Raw genomic sequence first — 16,392 nt, forward strand, 5'->3', positions numbered from 1 at the left:
GGTTAGGCGTTTGCCAATCCTTCTACTCGCCTTGTGGTACGGTCAAGCTCAGACCATCCGCTACACGACGCCCGTATTCAGGATCAGCTTTATAGAAATGACCGATCTGACGCAGTTTGATTTCATCACTTTCTACAGGCTTCATGGCATTTACAATGTTTCGGACCAGACGTGAGCGCTCCTCTTCACTCAGCAAGCGGTACAGGTCCCCTGGTTGTGTGTAGTGATCGTGATGATCGTAGGCTACACTTTGTGCCTCGCCAGACACTTCAAAAGGAGCAATTTTGTGAGCTGATGATTCTTTCGGTCCGCCGAGACTATTCGGCTCGTAATAGACAGATCCCCCGCCATTACCGTCACTGCGCAATGCACCATCGCGTTGATAGTTGTGTACTTCCGCATGCGGCCGGTTGATTGGCAACGCATTATGGTTTGCACCTACACGGTAGCGATGTGCGTCACCATAGGCAAACAGGCGTCCTTGCAGCATCTTATCCGGGGAAGCCTCAATACCAGGAACAAATGAACCCGGCGAGAATGTCGCCTGCTCTACCTCAGCAAAGTAGTTCTCAGGATTGCGATTCAGCACCATGCGCCCTACCTCGATCAGCGGGTAATCCTTTTGAGACCATACTTTGGTCACATCAAATGGATCAAAACGGTACGTATCCGCATCTTCTATGGGCATAATCTGCACATAAAGTTTCCATGCCGGGAAATCGCCCTTTTTAATCGCATTAAATAAATCTTGTATATGATAATCAGGATTTTCACCGGCAATTTTCGCAGCTAAATCCACATCGAGATTTTGTATGCCTTGTTCTGTTTTAAAATGATATTTCACCCATACGGCCTGTCCCTCGGCGTTCACCCACTTGAACGTGTGGCTGCCAAAACCATGCATATGTCTAAGTGTAGCGGGAATACCGCGATCAGACATGAGAATACTTACCTGATGCAGCGATTCAGGAGACAAGGACCAGAAATCCCAGACCGCATTCGGGTTTTTCAAATGCGTTTGGGGGTGGCGTTTTTGCGTATGAATAAAGTCAGGAAATTTAATGGCATCCCGAATAAAAAAGACAGGTGTATTATTGCCCACGAGATCATAGTTTCCTTCTTCTGTATAAAACTTTACCGCAAATCCACGTGGATCGCGTACAGTATCGGACGAGCCTAGCTCACCTGCCACAGTAGAAAAACGGATAAACATCGGTGTACGCTTACCCACTTCGGACAAAAAGCTTGCTTTTGTATATGAAGACAAATCATTAGTGACTTCAAAATATCCGTGTGCCCCCGCACCTTTGGCATGAACAACCCGTTCCGGCACACGCTCCCGGTTAAAATGCGCCAATTTTTCCAGCAGATGCACATCCTGAATTAGTACAGGCCCCCGTGAGCCTGCTGTAATCGAATTCTGATTATCTCCAACAGGAGCGCCCCAGCTTGTAGTCAGGTTCGTTGGTTGGTTACTCATAATTGAAATCACCTCTTGATTGAATTGGTTGACCTTGTGCCTTTCACTATAAATTGTGCACAAACAAAAATCAATACTTTTTTATAATAATTATAATTTAGGATTTAGAATTAGTTTAAAATCACAAATAAAAAAGCAAGCCCCTTAAGGCTTGCCGTAATATAGTGCTGTATTTATTTACAATAAAGTGACTTCAATTTCTATATTCTGAAATGATCGCATTGATCACTTCTTTAGGTTTTGCTATAGAGACTTTCAGACAATATTCATATAGAATTCATCATAAAATCATAATAAGAGCTGCTTTCTATCGAGAAAATCCAAAATATCCTGTACCGACTGCTTTACCTCCCGGCCTTCCGTAGATACGATTAAATCAGGTTCCAGCGGTACTTCATATGGAGCATCAATCCCTGTAAAATGTTGGATTTCTCCAGCTCTTGCTTTCTTGTACATGCCTTTTGGATCACGACGCTCGCATTCCTCTAGACTGCATCGGATATAAATCTCGTAACAGCCCTCCTGCTGTAAAATGTCCTTTACCATTTCACGATCCTCACGATAAGGCGAAATGGTGGCGCAAATCGTTAGAACACCCGCATGGGCCATTAGCTTGGACACTTCGGCTATACGACGAATATTTTCTTTGCGGTCAGCGGGCAGGAAACCCAAATTGCGATTCAAACCATGCCGAACATTATCCCCATCCAAAATAAATGTACGTATACCTCTTGCATATAACGCTTTTTCGAGTGTGGAGGATACCGTTGACTTTCCCGAGCCAGACAGCCCCGTAAACCAAAGCACCGGACTCTTATGTCCGTTCAGAAGCTGTCGAGCTTGCTTATCCACTTCTGATACATGCCAGGTAATGTTGGAAGATGGGTTCATTCAGCACTCTCCTATTTCATCAGTATTAATGTTTAATCTGTCTCTAACATCAGGATAGAGCATTTTTAAAACTGTTTAAAGTACGCTGCTCTGCTTTGTGGTCCAATACCGCAAAGACAACCCGTTTAAACAGGAATCCATATCCTTCAGTTACAAGTACTTGCTTAAACCAACTGGCTACCTCCTCCGGCTTATTGCGGAATACTCCACAACCATAAGCACCAAGCACAAGATGTTCTACACCGTTTTGCATGGCCATTCCCAAAATGTAACGAATGCGCTCCAACATAACTTCTCCAATCCGATTGACCTGCTCTGGCTCCCGTTCATGCACGACTCCAGCATTCACAGCAGGCGCGGTCAGGAAATCGACTAGATACGGCTCTTCCAGCAATGTTCCCTGATCATCCCGAAATACAGGAACTTGAGGAGAATAAATCATATAATCTGAATAAAAACAGCTCCGCAGCTTCCGATTATGTTGGTACATTTCCTCCATTTGTGAAATACAAGGATATAGCGCTGACGAACGAGCCAAGCTTTCCTCTTGAGCCTGACTGCCTCCAAGGAATCCGCCCCCGGGGTTTTTGGCTGATGCAAAATTCAAACAAGCTACGTGTTCCCGCTTCTCCTCGACCTGGAGTCTATGTGCGGCCTGCAACGTACTTTCTCCCGTTACTTCCATCTTTTTAATGATCGCCTGTTCGACTACATCGGAAGAAGCTCCTAATATACTTTTTATTCTTTGCTCTGCATCTTGCTTTATCGCTACCAGTTGAGAAGGTCTATATAGCTTCGAGCCTGTGACCGCATTCCCTACCTCTTTTGCTATATTTACTTGTACCTGTTTGGTATTTGTATAATGCCCATTCTCTAAAATGGATAATGTTTCATGCGCCATATGTGACCTGGCATCCCGCTTACTTCGGGAATTCATTGTGTTTTTCATGGTGACTAATCCTCCTTTTGCAATAGATCTTCACGTAAATTCGTCAATATTTCCCCCAGCCAGTTCGTACCCCGCCATAGCTTCCGGTGCTGTATACGAGCATCATTTTCAGCTAAACCTACACCCCAAATGGTATCCGTGGGACTAGCCTCAACCAGAGTAGTTCCCTTCGTTTTAAGCAGGTGCTTGAGCAAATTCGTATTTTGGGTGAACTTGGCATAATTTCCGTCATACACAAATTGCTGGCAATTTGCTTCCCATAAGGATTGGTCAAATCCGCGCACACTGCGACCACGGGCTTTTTGCTCCCTTGGGGTAGGGGCTTGCATAATTTTCAGAGCTGCCTCTTCATCTCCGAAAAGCTGCGCTTTTTTTAGCATCATATATTGCTCAGCACAGTTAAACTCCAATCCATCCACGACAAATTCACTAGGGTACCATTGCGAAAATGGTGAATGACTGCGATAAAAAAATGTAAACTTCTCCATGACTAATCCTCATTTCTTCTTCCTTTTATGCTATATAAAACGTGACCGTGGCTTAAATCGGTATAGCTTGGACGGACGATGTCCGGCCGCCTTCCTGTATTCATTGGTTTCTTCTACGAGATCTGCTATTTTACGACGAAAAGCCGCGGCTAACAGCTCTTTACCTAAAATAATTTCATACACCTGTTGGAGTTCACTCAGTGTAAACAGAGCTGGCATCAGGTGAAACGCAATATCTGTGTATTCAATTTTGCTGCGTAGACGCTCAATACCGTACGCAATAATTTTGGCATGATCAAAAGCAATTCCCTGTGACTCCAGCACTTCTCGCTTGATTTCTATGGTTTTCCCCTTAAGAATTTCAGTTACTTTCACTTTGGCTGTTAAAAGGATGTCCGCATGCTTCAATGTAATGTCAATGTTTTGTTCCCATGTGTAACCTTCCGGTTGATTCGTCCGCGTCTCCTGAGCCACACTGTAATCCAGTTCGAACCATTGAGCATCTGCGGCATCATCCCCTGCCTGCACCTCCAAGGATTCATGGTCTACTAACGCCATGTAAGCACAGCTGATTACCCGCATACGCGGATCACGTGCTACATCTCCCCAAGTGTACAGCTGCTCCATATAAATCTGATCCACATTGGTTTCAGTTTTAAGCTCACGGCGTGCAGCCTCTTCCAGGCTTTCATTCATGCCTACAAAACCGCCGGGCAACGCCCATTGCCCTATAAAAGGATGCTCTCCTCTTTGGATCAAGAGGAGCTGAAGTGTTTTCTCCGGTAGCTTACGGTAATTCTGCTGGAGCTGATCCATTACAGTAAATAGCAGCATATCTACCGTTACGGATGGACGCTCATATTGATTCGCATCATAAAGGGCCAAAAATTGCTCCTCCGTCAAGCCACTGTCGTTGTATTTCGATCTATCTGTCACTTGTGTCACCTACCTGCTCATATTTGGGACATCATCGCTTTTCCTTCAAAAGCAACGAATGCTCTATGTAAATTTTAATTTAAATCATTTGATAAAAACAAAATGTTAATATCAATACATTAATATATAATTAGCGCTTCGTCAATAGGGTGTATAGACCTATTTTTGGTCATGTGATAGTACTATTAGACTGTTTACTGAATTTTACTTGTTGCTTATTGTCATATCATGTATGATGTTTTGGACAATATAGGAAACACAACATACTAAACACGTAAGGAGAAGATCCAATTGTCTAACCCGTCTAACCCGTTTAATCCGCAATACAATCAACAAGGAGCACCGTCCAGACCAGCCCCTGTTTACCCGCCACCTGTTTCATTCAAGGAGTGGATGATCAGCTTACTCCTGATGGCAATACCAGTAGTTGGAATTGTTATGCTGTTTGTGTGGGCTTTTAGCGGCTCGACAAATCCGAGCAAAGCGAACTACGCTAAAGCAGGCCTGCTATGGGCCGCTATTGTAATTGTTATCTATATCATTATGGCTGTTGCTCTATTGCCTGCGATCATAAGCTCATTAAATTCCAGCAGCTATTATTGATTTCTAGTACATAGCAAAATAACCTTCTGATGAATCCAATTGAATCATCAGAAGGTCTTTAAACTAAAACTGTCGACCCTGTCGACAGTTTTTTTACTTCACCTTACTTCACTTCACTTTACTTGTACCAAAGATCATCGGTTTCAAGCTCCTGTAGACTGCTCAAAAACGATTTTGAGTTATCGACATAAAGTTCGGTATCGATATAGTCAATGAGCATTCGACTATGATTCCAACGGGCTCGTCCTTATCTACACCTTTGACCCGCAAAGCATGTGCAAGCTGATTGGCCTGTTTGTTCAGATCAGCATACGTCAAATGCTTGTCCCCAAGTACAACCGCCACATGGTCCGGTGTGCGCTCAACCTGCTCCTCAAACAACTGATGAATCGTTTTCTCTCGTGGGTAATCCACTAACATACCGTGTAACATGCTCAACTTCATCTCCTTCTCCTGTCAGCCATAATCCAGATATTACAATAGATTGGGGATTTAACTGGAGAAAAAGAAATGACATCAGAGCTTGTTTTTCGACTGAACATTTCTTTAAAATAAGTATATAGCTACTTCTTGCTCTACAATAAATACCACAGATTGGTTACTCGACTGGAGGAAAAGAAATGACATCGGAGTGGCAGAGACTACAGACCAAACTGCCGGAATGGGTAGAACAAAGCCGTCATGAGTATATTCATGGCAAGGTAGCAGCGTATATTCCCGAACTGTCCAAGGCCCCGGCCGACGCGCTGGGTATTGTGGTCATGAACGGTGCGGGTGAGACCGTGGTAGCCGGAAATACGGAAATCCAGTTTACGATGCAAAGCATCTCAAAGGTATTTACGCTCATTCTGGCCTTGATGGATAATGGAGAGGACGTTGTCTTCTCTAAGGTAGGTATGGAGCCTACCGGAGACCGTTTTAATTCCATGCTAAAGCTAGAACTAGTCGAGCCGGGGATTCCATTTAACCCACTTATTAATGCCGGAGCAATCGCGGTCTCCTCTCTGATTCGCGGAAACAGTCCAGAAGAGAGATTTGCCCGTGTTCTTCAATTTTTCCGTCTGCTTACTCATAATGACACATTGGAATATGATCAGGATGTCTACGATTCAGAATCAGCCACAGGCCATTTGAACCGTTCCCTTGCTTATTTTCTAATGGAAAAGGGGATTTTAAGAGGTCATGTGGAGGATGTGCTTGACGTCTATTTCAGACATTGTGCTGTCAAATTAAACTGTACAGATTTAGCACGTATGGGACTCATACTAGCCTACAACGGCCGTGATCCGGTCACAGGTATACCTTTGATCCCCCGTCGCTATGTACAGATCGCCAAAACATTTATGACAACATGCGGTATGTATGACGCCTCTGGTGAATTCGCCATTCAAGTCGGACTCCCTGCCAAAAGCGGCGTATCTGGCAGTATAATGACGATGGTACCTGGACGATACGGCATCGGGTTAGTGGGGCCTTCATTGAATCGTATGGGCAACAGTACAGCGGGGGTACACTTGTTGGAGACAATGTCCCGGGATTTGGATTGGAGTTTGTTTTAGGATACAAAAAAAAGGGTATTCCCAGCCAGTACGGCTCATAGGAATACCCTTTTCTGTTACGTTCTTGCTATGTTAAATGGTTTGACCATGAACCAATTTGATTTGAATACGGAACGGGTCAGCCACATACAGGGCCCCATCACGTTCTTGTAATTGATAACCTGCCGCAGTCAAACGAGCAGTAATGGCATCCAATTCTTGTTGGTCTGGAACAATCAGTTCAAAATAATCCAATCCAGCAGCCTGCTCGGGAGCTGGTGGCGCTCCTTCACCTGCCCATATATTCAAGCCCATATGGTGGTGGTAACCACCTGCGGAAACGAACAAGGCTGAAGATCCATATCGGCATGTAATGTCAAAGCCAAGCACATCGCAATAAAATTGCTGTGCTGTGAGCAAATTAGACACATGGAAGTGAACATGCCCAATTACCGTTCCCTGTGGCAGTCCCTGCCAAGGTAAATTTTCAGAAATGGCAATCAGGTCTTCTGCATCCACAGGTCCAGTTCCCATCATGTAAAATCCGTTTGCATCTTTTTTCCATTGATTACGAGGACGATCCGCATAGATTTCAATTCCGTTATTATCGGGATCATGGATGTATAATGCTTCACTTACATCATGGTCTCCCTGTCCGATTTCAATCTCATGAGCCAGCAGATTACGCAAAGACAAACCCAGAGCTATACGATCTGGTAGAAGAATAGCAAAGTGATACAATCCGGCTGCAGACTGGCGCGGCAGAATAACTGCATTTTCAATATAGTTAAGAATCAGTAGCGCATGCTTTCCGTCAACAGTCAATTCAGCGGTATCCGCTGTTTGACGTAGAAGCTGTAAACCAATGACCTCAGTGTAAAATTGAATAGAGCGCTCCAAGTTACTAACTTTTAATGAAACCTGCCCGATTTTAGTGTTGTCATGAATATGTGCTGTCATGAGATTTCCCTCTTTCTACATGGATTGGAGGACTAAGGCTTAATCAAATTTATTGTTCTGTTGACCCACGACGGCTGAACAAAGAATCCAGAGACCAGCGAGTTGTCGGCGCAAATACGAGATGAAGAGCTACCAGAATAAAAGCAATATCCAGCTCATAGCCAGCGCCTTGACCATTCCCCATCAACCCGCCGGACAATTTGGCCGTGAAAATAGCGCCGATCAATACAATAACTAAAAGTCCGGATACATAGCGAGTAAGCAATCCAAGAATTAATGCAATCCCGCCGACCAACTCAATCACCGCAACGACATAACCTAAAAATCCTGGGACACCAATGCTGGAAAACCAGCCTGCAACATTACCCAATCCCATTTGGAATTTAGCAATTCCGTGCGCCAAAAACAAAATTCCGAGCGCCACCCGCATAATTGTAGAAACATTTCTGCTTGCTGAACTCATCTTTATCTCTCCATTCTGTTTGTTTTAATACACTCATACAAGCGTATATGAATAATTAATTTATATTACTAATAATTTAGCCAAAAAAATAATGACGTCCGAATCTATACTGCAACACATAAGTATGAATTACACTTAAATTATTAGTAATAGTAATAATTATTTTGTAATGTGAATTTAGCATAAGAAACTATAGTCTGTCAACAAATTATTTGGTATGATTAATAATAAATTAGTATATATTATATTTCCCTAAAAGGAGGAACGCTCTATGGGTATAGGATGCAACATTCGTGCAGCTCGTAAACGTAAAAATTTATCCATCCAGCAAATCTGCGAACGAACCGGTCTATCTCAAGGATTTATGAGTCAAGTCGAAAATAATAAAACCTCCCCTTCCATCGCCACATTGGACAGCATCGCTAATGCGCTGAACGTACCTCTCGCTTTTCTGCTTCTTAAAGAAGAGGAACGGATGCAAGTGATTCGTAAGGACGAGCGTCGTAAAACATTGTATGGTAAAAACAAACTCCAGGTCGATCATTTGGGTGGTCAGGGTAATGTCAAAATGATGCTGGTGGACATGCCGCCAGGCTCATCTACAGAAGAAGAACATGCTCATGCAGGGGATGAGATTCATTTTATTTTGGAGGGTACGGTATACGTGGAGCAGGGTGAGGATTCAGCTACTCTGGAAGCAGGAGATTCCTTTAGCTGGAGAGCAGCCATCCCCCACTATGCCAAAAATGTTGGAGAAAACAACGCGCGTATTCTGATCTCCGTGTTTCTCGAAGCAGAAAATGACGCCTAAACAAGATTTGAGCATATCACAATATTCATTACCCATTTCATGTAAAAAGCGTGTACCGGGAAGTTAAATTAACTTCAACGATACACGCTTTTTTGTAGTATCTGCTCTACTAAACTTATCCCATCGCCTGCTGGGCATCTGTACGCGATTCCCACGGCAGCTTGAAGGTTTTCATGATCTGCTTGGCATCGGCTCGGAGTCCGCTTACCGGATCGCCCGTCGTACCCAGCAGCTCTTCTTTTTTATCTATAGTAACACGCCCATAAAAAGTAGTGCTGCTGTCTCCCCATCCTGTAGTATACTCGTAGATCAGCGGCTTATTTAATTTCGGATAGGTTCCCCACTGATCTTTGGCTTTATTGGCCACAAACAACTCCAGTGGATCGTATTCCATCGTAAAGGTTTTATCAAAGGGAGCTCCCACATACCCTTGATAGGTAACAATCGGAAAACCGTCCTTCACTTCAACCAGACTCAGTACATCCCCGTTCACTGTAAAATACCGCAATGCTTCGCCTTGGGGGAACATATAGACGCTGGACAGCAGCTCAGTGTTAGGACGATGTGCTTCTATATAAGGATGGACAGAACGTCTTTCTAAGTGGATTAACGCTTCACGTGCTGCCACGAGATCCCCCTCATATATTTGTTCTTTAAGTTTACCGTGAATCGGTGGCTGGATCTGAATCTGTGTATTTGTCTTCTCCAACGTATAACCTAACTCAAGCGATACATCTCTAAGAGGCACATAAACGTCTTTACCTACAACCTCAAATGTAAGCTGCTGCTTGTTCTTTCGTAATCGCTCCTTAAGAACTAAGGGCTCTGCCCACTTTTGCAGCGTGACCTGCTTTTTTTTAGCATCCCAATGGTAGCTTGCACCTACAGCTTCAGCCAAAGGTTTAAGCGGTACCATGAGCTTACCGTCAATCAATAGAGATTTGGTCTTGTTGTTTAAGGGTTGACCGGCTATAACAATGTCTGTTAGTTGTGTTGATTGAGGTGCTGTGGTTCCCTGTTCAGCCGCTTCGACTTCTCCTTGGTGCATTGTTGTCAAGAGCAATGGTAGCATCAGCAAGGCGACAAACAATCGCTGAAATCCTGTTCGATCTAGCTTCATTATGAGTCTCCGTTCACTTAATAGACTTGTTCATTCCGGCTCTATTTCTTTTTGGCTGCGTCAATGTCTCCAGGTCTCATCCCTGCCCAGATGTTCGGGATACTGACGGTCTCTGGATGCTCAAATACGAGAAACGCAGTCGGCAAATATCGTTCTCCGTATTCAGAGGAAGGCTTGTTGACAATGGTGTTATCCTTGACGAGCACCGTTGATGAACCTCCATCCAAATTAGCACCGATAACCGCTCCATGCTTAAGTAAAATATTTTGCATATCATACAAGTTGGCACCTATGCTGTACCCAGGCTGGCGACCGTCGACGGTTACGAAAAGGATTGCCCCGTCTGCTCTCTGTCCCATCGCGGTACGGGGAGCAATGCCCCATCCCTCGCTTGCATTGCGAATCAGGCCTTTTCCATTCACAATTAGGCGTGGTTGGAAAGTAACCGCTTCTTGCACATTCATTTTGGACAACTCGGACAACGAATAGTGACCGGCTATCATTTTTCCCTGTTTATCAATACCTACGATTTGAACAGAGGCATTTTTACCCATATCGTTGTAGTATATCTGGCCCTGAGAAATGACAACACCAATCGGTTTAAAGCCATTCCCGTTCCAGTTGGGATCAGCGAATCCACCGCCGTTTACACCAGCAACGGCCCCCAAACGCTCGACCATACTAGATACATGTTCTCCCCGGCCGACTTTAGCAGGAACCCCGAGCCTAATTTTAGTGGGGTCATGCACCGTCATAACATAGCCATGATAGTTACGACCCGATACCTCTTCCACTTCAACCAACGGTGTCTGTTGTACTTTAGTAGGTATCAGATCAGGCAGATTGATTGTATGTCTATCCTTTTCCTCTCCCATCTCTTCGAACCGGGCCGAATATTCAGCCACGCGCTTCTTCGCCTCTGCTTCGCCGATAAAATATTTCGCCCAGTGACGATGCTGAGTCGTAATCAGCGTATCCGCAGCCAAATAGCGCATCTCCTTGCCAGAAGGGGTTAAAAACAACCATGCACCGCCCCCAATTCCTGCTAACAGGAATACAATAAAAAATCGCAACATAAAGCGACCAAATTTTCCTTTTCGTTTCTTTTTCTTATTTTTCTGCCTGCGAGCTGCTGCACGCTGTGGCAAGACTTCCGGTTTCATTCATCATCTCTCCTGTTTGGTGACTTCTATCGTATTTCTTCACTATTGCCCATCAAATGATCAGTAACGATAGGCTGCGACATCTAACGACAATATCATAAACTAATTTTGTAGAATGATAGTGTCAATTTTTTAACAGATTCATCCACTCTGAAAAAGAATACAGCAAAAAGCCCTTCACATAAATGTGAAGGGCTTTAAATAGGGGGGATATCCTATTTACGGAGCAGCCTCCGGTTCGAGTAGCATGAACAGCTCTTTCATCTGCTGTCGCTTAAGTTTGGGACTAAGCACATACAAAGTATCGCCCGGTTCAATCACAGTTGTACCTCTCGGGGCAATAATTTGCTCGTTCCGAATAATGGCTGTGAATAAGATGTCTTCAGGCAGCTGTATATCCTGAATCGCCTTGCCGGCTATCGACATCCCCTTTTGTACCTGAATGTGGTTGATTTCCGAAGTGGTTTTTCCCAAAGAAACTAATTCCAGCAGTGAAGGCGACGATGTCTCGTTAGGGTCCATCAAGCCAAGCTTCACCGCTAGCCACGAGATCGTGGTACCTTGAATAATCGCAGAGGTGAGCACGACGAAAAATACGACATTAAAAAACAAAGGTCCTACATCCATTTCGTCCAGTAATGGATAAGTTGCTAGTACAATGGGTACCGCTCCCCGCAGTCCTGCCCAGGATAACAGTGTCTTCTCGCGAACAGAGTACCTGGAAAAAAGCAAGCTTAGGAACACACCTATTGGACGAGCCACCAGCATGAGGATGAAGGAGAGCGCCAAACTTTGCCACGCAATGCCAAGCAATTGATCGGGAAAGACCAATAGGCCGAGCAGGACAAACATCATAATCTGCACCATCCAGGCGAAGCCATTGTTAAAATGAATAATGGATCGCTTGTAGGTCAAGTCGGAATTTCCCAATACAATGGCCATGACATATACCGCCAGCAATCCGCTCGCCTCCAGTAACGATGCCGCCGCATACGTCAAGACTGCAAATGCCAATGCCATTACAGGATACAAACCGGATGAATCAAAATTCATTTTATTAATCGCATATACACCTAAGCGTCCGAGTACAAAACCAACGGCTAGACCAAAACCCATTTCCCATAAAAACAACAAGATATGTATCCAAATGGATTGCTCAGGGTGATGTATCAGTTCGATCAATGTTACTGTGAGAAATACAGCCATCGGGTCATTACTGCCGGATTCCGCTTCAAGCGTCGAGGTAATTCGCTTTTTGATGTTTTTACCTCCTAAAACGGAAAACACAGCTGCCGCATCTGTCGATCCGACAATAGCGCCAAACAGCATGGATTCCATCCAGCTTACGCCTAAAATAAACTTGGCGCACACGCCAATGACTACAGTCGTGATGATGACCCCTAACGTTGATAATGACAACGCAGGTCGAATTACTGGCTTAACATCTGTAAACTTTGTCTGCATCCCGCCTTCAAACAAGATTACAATGAGCGCGAGAATGCCCACCAGCTGTGTGATAAAGGCATTATCAAAATAAATAAACTGACTGAGCACCATGCCTACAGCAATAAACAAAACGAGCGCAGGCATACCGAAACGGCTGGAAAATTTGGTAGTCAGCACACCGACCAGCAGCAAGCCGGACAGCAAAAGCACAATCAAATTAATCACGGTTGTCTGTTCCATACGGCTTCTCCTATCTTGAAAATAAATGTTCATTTTTTCGCCTTCTAACTATATACCCTCAAATCACACAGAATACTAATCATAAGTAAAAAAATATATGAGAAAATCAAAAAATCCAGCTCATGGTCTGTGCTAAATTCCGCACTCCACAAGCTGGTTTGTACATTTTTTTAAAATTTCTCAAGCTGTACCCGTTCGTCGTGCTTAGGCTTTGGGCTGAATCATATGTGCTGGTACAACATATTGGTCGAACTGCTCTTCCGTCAGCAGTCCACTGCGGAGTGCCGCTTCCTTTAGAGACAGCCCTTCTGCATGTGCAAGTTTAGCGATTTTAGCAGCATTTTCATATCCAATATGTGGATTCAATGCTGTCACCAACATTAGTGAATTATTCAAATTGTGCTCAATCTTGGCGAGATCGGGCTCGATGCCAACGGCACAGTTGTCATTAAAAGCAATGATGGAATCGGCCAGTAGATGAACTGATTGCAAAAAGTTGTATATGATTACTGGCTTAAACACATTCAGTTCAAAATTACCTTGACTTGCTGCAAAGCCGATAGCTGCATCATTACCCATGACTTGCGTAACGACCATCGTCAGTGCTTCACTCTGGGTCGGATTTACCTTACCTGGCATAATGGAGCTACCCGGCTCGTTAGCAGGAATCGTGATTTCCCCCAAGCCGCTTCGCGGACCACTAGCCAGCCAGCGAACATCATTGGCGATTTTCATCAAATCCGCAGCTAGCGCTTTGATTGCTCCATGTACAGCCACCACTTCATCGTGACTGGTCAGCGCATGAAATTTATTAGGTGCAGAAGTGAACGTTTTGCCAGTGAAGCCGGAAATTTCCGCAGAGGTTCGGGAACCAAACTCTGGATGAGCATTAATTCCTGTGCCCACTGCTGTTCCGCCAATCGCCAGCTCCTTCATATATTGAACCATGTCGACGATCATCCGCTTGCTTTTATCCAGCATGGCATACCAGCCGCTAATTTCCTGACCCAGTGTAAGTGGTGTAGCATCCTGCAAATGGGTTCGACCAATTTTGATAATATCCTTGAACTGTTCTGACTTCTGTTGAAAAGTCTCTTTCAGCTTATCAATGGCAGGCAACAAACGGTCCTCGACGGCAATGACACCCGCTACATGAAGCGCTGTAGGAAACGTATCATTTGAGCTTTGCGACATATTCACATCGTCATTCGGATGCAGCTTCGCATCTTTTCCCTGTTTTTGTAACCATTCACTGCCCAGATGAGCAATCACTTCATTGACATTCATATTGGACTGCGTACCGCTCCCTGTCTGCCATACAACCAATGGGAAATGGTCATCCACTCGTCCAGCTAGAATTTCATCCGCTGCATAAATAATGGCATCCTGTTTTTCCTGAGATAGCTTACCCAACTTATAATTGCTGATCGCCGCACTTTTTTTGAGTACCGCGAACGCCTGAATGACCTCTAATGGCATTTTCTCCGAGCCAATAGGGAAATTTTCCTTACTGCGCTGTGTTTGCGCTCCCCACAAACGATCTGCCGGTACTTTGATTTCGCCCAACGTATCCTTTTCAATGCGGTAGTTCAACTCATTTCCTCCTCTTGGCCTATGTAATTCAGACAAAATATGGTGATCTTCTTTGCCTATTATACATTAAATTTCAAATGTTATCATATATTTTGCAAGCGCTTTTTTACGATAAGGTTAGAGGAGATAGAAGAAAAAATTCAGCTATGAGCTTGATTACCAGCCTCAGCTAATCGTGATGTTGCTTTTGGCATGCACTTCTTTTCTGCCCAGTAGCTTGTTTAGTGCGTCGATATAAGCTTTAGCGCTAGCTTCCAAAATATCTGTACTAGTGCCTCTTCCCAGTGCTGTGTACTCACCTTGCCTCAAAATAGCGTGAACTTCCCCCAACGCATCTTTGCCATACGTTACAGACTGGATGGAGTAATCCTCCAACTCCACCACTTCACCACTAGCCTTGTCAATCGCATGAAAAATCGCATCTACAGAACCATTACCCATCGCAACTTCATCAATTGATGTGCCATCTTGCTTATTCAACCGTATAGAGGCGACTGGAACCGACTGATTACCATAGGACACCTGAATAGAATTTAGTGTGTAAATTTGAGGTGAGCCATTGCGGCTTTCATCCATCAGGACAAGTAAATCCTCATCCAACACCTGTTTTTTCTTATCTGCCAAGGCTTTGAATTTGCGAAATGCAGCCTGAAGTTGTTCCTCTGTCAAAACATCAAACCCCATGTCCGCCAGTTTTTCCTTAAACGCATGACTTCCCGAATGCTTGCCTAATACAAGTTTACTGGTCTTCAAACCAATGCGCTCAGGAGACACGATCTCATATGTTGTACGCTCCTTTAGCATTCCGTCCTGGTGTATACCGGACTCATGTGCAAATGCGTTGGCCCCAACAATGGCCTTGTTCCCCGGTACCGACATTCCAGTACGTTTGCTTACCAGTCGACTGGTAGCATATAGTTCCTCCAAAACCAGACTCGTTTGTGCACCATAGAGATCGGTTCTCGTGTCAAGGGCCAGTGCGACCTCCTCGATAGGTGTATTTCCGGCTCGCTCGCCAATACCATTAATGGTACCTTCAAATTGATCTACACCGTTACGGATAGCTGCCAGCGTATTAGCTGTTGCCATCCCAAGATCATCATGACAGTGTGTGCTAAGCTGTATTTTTTCAATACCTGGTACTTGTTGTTTTACGATTCTAAACATTTCTCCAAACTGATCTGGCGAGGCATAACCTACGGTATCCGGTAAATTGACGACGGTCGCTCCAGCGCGAATTGCCATATCTACAACTTCACAAATAAAGTCCAACTCGGTACGACTGGCATCCTCTGCCGAAAATTCTACCTTGCTGAAATACTTACGTCCATAACGAATGGCAGCAGCAGCGGTCTCTAATACCTTCGCTTTATCCATTCGTAGCTTATGCTGACGATGAATAGGTGAGGTAGCCAGGAACAAGTGAAGACAAGCGTCCTCCGCTCCCCGTAGAGCTTCTCTGACCGCATCTATATCCTGCTCTTTCGAGCGTGCAAAACCAACCAGTGTTGCTTGGGTGACCTGTTTGGCAATCTCCTGCATGCTGATGATCTCACCAGGTGAGGTTGCCGGAAAGCCGGTCTCAATCCGATCTACGCCTAATTTTTGAAGCTGAAGAGCGATTTCCACCTTTTCTGTGCTGGTTAAGCTAACTCCTGGTGATTGTTCTCCATCTCTTAACGTTGTGTCCAACACCCATATTTTGCGCATA

16 protein-coding genes are annotated in these 16,392 nt (G+C 44.5%); 3 read left to right on the forward strand and 13 right to left on the reverse strand.

Annotated features, from left to right (window positions below):
* Positions 1 to 22: 22 nt before the first annotated feature.
* From katA to MKX36_RS12945, 5 genes are all read right to left on the reverse strand, one after another.
* A complete protein-coding gene (gene katA / locus MKX36_RS12925) occupies positions 23 to 1,480 on the reverse strand; it encodes a catalase KatA (RefSeq protein ID WP_016820798.1) in 1,458 nt (485 codons plus the stop codon).
* Between the two features lie 288 nt (positions 1,481 to 1,768).
* The gene (gene cysC / locus MKX36_RS12930; protein ID WP_017427014.1) at positions 1,769 to 2,371 is read right to left on the reverse strand and encodes an adenylyl-sulfate kinase; all 603 of its coding nucleotides are present in this window, start codon (positions 2,369 to 2,371) and stop codon (positions 1,769 to 1,771) included.
* A gap of 49 nt (positions 2,372 to 2,420) precedes the next feature.
* The gene (locus tag MKX36_RS12935; RefSeq protein WP_340864840.1) at positions 2,421 to 3,320 is read right to left on the reverse strand and encodes a TIGR02452 family protein; all 900 of its coding nucleotides are present in this window, start codon (positions 3,318 to 3,320) and stop codon (positions 2,421 to 2,423) included.
* Positions 3,321 to 3,325: 5 nt separating this feature from the next.
* Entirely contained in the window at positions 3,326 to 3,808 is a 483-nt protein-coding gene (locus tag MKX36_RS12940) for an NADAR family protein (RefSeq protein WP_340864841.1), read from the reverse strand.
* A gap of 30 nt (positions 3,809 to 3,838) precedes the next feature.
* Positions 3,839 to 4,744: an NUDIX hydrolase gene (locus tag MKX36_RS12945; RefSeq protein WP_019687360.1), complete on the reverse strand. Its 906-nt coding sequence runs from the start codon at positions 4,742 to 4,744 to the stop codon at positions 3,839 to 3,841.
* A gap of 291 nt (positions 4,745 to 5,035) precedes the next feature.
* Here MKX36_RS12945 and MKX36_RS12950 point away from each other — a divergent pair, with 291 nt between their 5' ends.
* On the forward strand, positions 5,036 to 5,347 hold the full coding sequence (locus MKX36_RS12950) for a hypothetical protein (protein ID WP_017427018.1): 312 nt from the start codon (positions 5,036 to 5,038) through the stop codon (positions 5,345 to 5,347).
* Positions 5,348 to 5,509: 162 nt separating this feature from the next.
* Here the strand turns inward: MKX36_RS12950 and MKX36_RS12955 are convergent, their stop codons facing one another.
* Positions 5,510 to 5,791, reverse strand: a complete 282-nt coding sequence (locus MKX36_RS12955; RefSeq protein WP_340864842.1) for an AMP-binding protein — start codon at positions 5,789 to 5,791, stop codon at positions 5,510 to 5,512.
* 176 nt (positions 5,792 to 5,967) lie between these two features.
* Between MKX36_RS12955 and glsA the strand changes: the two genes are divergently transcribed.
* A complete protein-coding gene (gene glsA, locus MKX36_RS12960) occupies positions 5,968 to 6,906 on the forward strand; it encodes a glutaminase A (protein WP_017427020.1) in 939 nt (312 codons plus the stop codon).
* A 72-nt stretch (positions 6,907 to 6,978) separates the two neighbouring features.
* Here glsA and MKX36_RS12965 read toward each other — a convergent pair whose 3' ends face one another.
* Positions 6,979 to 7,845, reverse strand: a complete 867-nt coding sequence (locus MKX36_RS12965; RefSeq protein ID WP_340864843.1) for a VOC family protein — start codon at positions 7,843 to 7,845, stop codon at positions 6,979 to 6,981.
* 49 nt (positions 7,846 to 7,894) lie between these two features.
* Positions 7,895 to 8,308, reverse strand: coding sequence for a DoxX family protein (locus MKX36_RS12970; protein WP_016820790.1), 414 nt, complete (start codon positions 8,306 to 8,308; stop codon positions 7,895 to 7,897).
* Positions 8,309 to 8,579: 271 nt separating this feature from the next.
* Between MKX36_RS12970 and MKX36_RS12975 the strand changes: the two genes are divergently transcribed.
* Positions 8,580 to 9,119, forward strand: coding sequence for a helix-turn-helix domain-containing protein (locus MKX36_RS12975; RefSeq protein WP_016820789.1), 540 nt, complete (start codon positions 8,580 to 8,582; stop codon positions 9,117 to 9,119).
* A gap of 115 nt (positions 9,120 to 9,234) precedes the next feature.
* Here MKX36_RS12975 and MKX36_RS12980 read toward each other — a convergent pair whose 3' ends face one another.
* From MKX36_RS12980 to MKX36_RS13000, 5 genes are all read right to left on the reverse strand, one after another.
* Positions 9,235 to 10,239: a copper amine oxidase N-terminal domain-containing protein gene (locus MKX36_RS12980; RefSeq protein ID WP_340864844.1), complete on the reverse strand. Its 1,005-nt coding sequence runs from the start codon at positions 10,237 to 10,239 to the stop codon at positions 9,235 to 9,237.
* Between the two features lie 41 nt (positions 10,240 to 10,280).
* Entirely contained in the window at positions 10,281 to 11,402 is a 1,122-nt protein-coding gene (locus MKX36_RS12985; protein ID WP_340864845.1) for a phosphodiester glycosidase family protein, read from the reverse strand.
* Positions 11,403 to 11,621: 219 nt separating this feature from the next.
* On the reverse strand, positions 11,622 to 13,088 hold the full coding sequence (locus tag MKX36_RS12990) for a potassium/proton antiporter (protein WP_016820786.1): 1,467 nt from the start codon (positions 13,086 to 13,088) through the stop codon (positions 11,622 to 11,624).
* A 204-nt stretch (positions 13,089 to 13,292) separates the two neighbouring features.
* Positions 13,293 to 14,681: a class II fumarate hydratase gene (fumC, locus tag MKX36_RS12995; protein WP_019687365.1), complete on the reverse strand. Its 1,389-nt coding sequence runs from the start codon at positions 14,679 to 14,681 to the stop codon at positions 13,293 to 13,295.
* A gap of 165 nt (positions 14,682 to 14,846) precedes the next feature.
* Positions 14,847 to 16,391, reverse strand: coding sequence for a 2-isopropylmalate synthase (locus MKX36_RS13000; RefSeq protein WP_031461534.1), 1,545 nt, complete (start codon positions 16,389 to 16,391; stop codon positions 14,847 to 14,849).
* Between the last annotated feature and the right edge of the window lies 1 nt (position 16,392).

This window comes from Paenibacillus sp. FSL W8-0439, from assembly GCF_038008995.1.
In the GTDB taxonomy this organism is placed as follows: Bacteria; Bacillota; Bacilli; order Paenibacillales; family Paenibacillaceae; genus Paenibacillus; species Paenibacillus polymyxa.

Bases quoted from the DNA above. Each gene is read 5' to 3' on its own strand.
- katA (WP_016820798.1), bottom strand. From the start codon at position 1,480: ATGAGTAACCAACCAACGAACCTGACTACAAGCTGGGGCGCTCCTGTT.
- cysC (WP_017427014.1), bottom strand. From the start codon at position 2,371: ATGAACCCATCTTCCAACATTACCTGGCATGTATCAGAAGTGGATAAG.
- MKX36_RS12935 (WP_340864840.1), bottom strand. From the start codon at position 3,320: ATGAAAAACACAATGAATTCCCGAAGTAAGCGGGATGCCAGGTCACAT.
- MKX36_RS12940 (WP_340864841.1), bottom strand. From the start codon at position 3,808: ATGGAGAAGTTTACATTTTTTTATCGCAGTCATTCACCATTTTCGCAA.
- MKX36_RS12955 (WP_340864842.1), bottom strand. From the start codon at position 5,791: ATGAAGTTGAGCATGTTACACGGTATGTTAGTGGATTACCCACGAGAG.
- glsA (WP_017427020.1), top strand. From the start codon at position 5,968: ATGACATCGGAGTGGCAGAGACTACAGACCAAACTGCCGGAATGGGTA.
- MKX36_RS12965 (WP_340864843.1), bottom strand. From the start codon at position 7,845: ATGACAGCACATATTCATGACAACACTAAAATCGGGCAGGTTTCATTA.
- MKX36_RS12970 (WP_016820790.1), bottom strand. From the start codon at position 8,308: ATGAGTTCAGCAAGCAGAAATGTTTCTACAATTATGCGGGTGGCGCTC.
- MKX36_RS12975 (WP_016820789.1), top strand. From the start codon at position 8,580: ATGGGTATAGGATGCAACATTCGTGCAGCTCGTAAACGTAAAAATTTA.
- MKX36_RS12980 (WP_340864844.1), bottom strand. From the start codon at position 10,239: ATGAAGCTAGATCGAACAGGATTTCAGCGATTGTTTGTCGCCTTGCTG.
- MKX36_RS12985 (WP_340864845.1), bottom strand. From the start codon at position 11,402: ATGAAACCGGAAGTCTTGCCACAGCGTGCAGCAGCTCGCAGGCAGAAA.
- MKX36_RS12990 (WP_016820786.1), bottom strand. From the start codon at position 13,088: ATGGAACAGACAACCGTGATTAATTTGATTGTGCTTTTGCTGTCCGGC.
- MKX36_RS13000 (WP_031461534.1), bottom strand. From the start codon at position 16,391: ATGCGCAAAATATGGGTGTTGGACACAACGTTAAGAGATGGAGAACAA.